Source organism: Streptomyces sp. SID10853 (genome assembly GCF_010548145.1).
Classification (GTDB): domain Bacteria; phylum Actinomycetota; class Actinomycetes; order Streptomycetales; family Streptomycetaceae; genus Streptomyces.
Window position 1 is genome coordinate 1 of sequence record NZ_JAAGLN010000482.1, and the last position, 1,314, is coordinate 1,314.

1 protein-coding gene is annotated in these 1,314 nt (G+C 73.1%); it reads left to right on the forward strand.

What is annotated here, in order from left to right:
• Positions 1-240: 240 nt before the first annotated feature.
• Positions 241-1,314, forward strand: a 1,074-nt coding sequence (locus G3I19_RS36495; RefSeq protein ID WP_164267946.1) for a serine/threonine-protein kinase, incomplete at its 3' end; no start/stop codon positions are given.

The window sequence follows — 1,314 nt, forward strand, 5'->3', positions numbered from 1 at the left end:
CGGTGGCCGCCGTATGATTAGAAAAACAGGCCGTCCCGAGCAGCCGGCGTCGGCCGGTCTGTATACATGTCGACTTCTGCGCAATGAATTACCCCCGCAGAAGTGAGGGTTCGTGCCATCCGGGGCACTCAACACCCCGACGCCCGCGTATTTTGGGAGCCGGGGACCGCCCGGAACCTTGCGCCTGCCCAGGGCGCAGCCCCCGGGCCCGGCACAGCGCCAGCCGCTGAGGGAGCAGTCTTGGCACGGAAGATCGGCAGCCGGTACACCGCGCACCAGATCCTGGGGCGCGGGAGCGCCGGCACGGTGTGGCTGGGCGAGGGGCCATCGGGGCCCGTCGCCGTCAAGCTGCTGCGTGAGGACCTCGCCGCCGACCAGGAGCTCGTCGGCCGCTTCGTACAGGAGCGCACCGCGCTGCTCGGCCTCGACCACCCGCACGTCGTCTCCGTACGCGACCTCGTCGTGGACGGCAACGACCTCGCCCTCGTGATGGACCTGGTCCGCGGCACCGATCTGCGCACCAGGCTCGACCGTGAGCGCCGCCTCAGCCCGGAGGCCGCCGTGGCCATCGTCGCGGACATCGCCGACGGTCTCGCCGCCGCGCACTCCGCGGGTGTGGTGCACCGCGACGTCAAGCCGGAGAACATCCTCCTGGACATGCAGGGCCCGCTCGGCCCCGGCGGCTCGCACCCGGCGCTGCTCACCGACTTCGGCGTCGCCAAGCTCATCGACGCCCCGCGCCGCGCCCTGCCCGCGAGCCCGGCAGGCCCTGGCCGTCCGCAGGCATCGAAGATCATCGGCACCCCCGACTACCTCGCGCCCGAGATCATCGAGGGCCTGCCGCCGCGCGCGTCCGTCGACATCTACGCCCTGGCGACCGTCCTCTACGAACTACTCGCGGGCTTCACGCCCTTCGGCGGCGGCCACCCCGGCGCGGTCCTGCGCCGCCATGTCACCGAGACCGTCGTACCGCTGCCGGGCATCCCCGACGACCTCTGGCAGCTGCTGGTCCAGTGCCTCGCCAAGGCCCCCGCGTCCCGGCTGCGCGCATCGGAGCTGGGTGAGCGGCTGCGCGAGCAGCTCCCGCACCTGGCCGGCATTCCCCCGCTCGACGTGGACGAGCCCGACGAGTCGGAGCCGGGAGAGCAGACGTACGAGGAGACGCCGTACGAACCGGCGACGCCCACCGAGACCCGCCGCCGCGGCGCGGTCCCGCTCGTGCCGGGCTCGTCCGCCGACTCCAACCGCGACACCCACACGAGCATGCGCGTCCCGGGCCCCGACGAGCTGGCGGGCGGCCCGCTGGGCACGGCC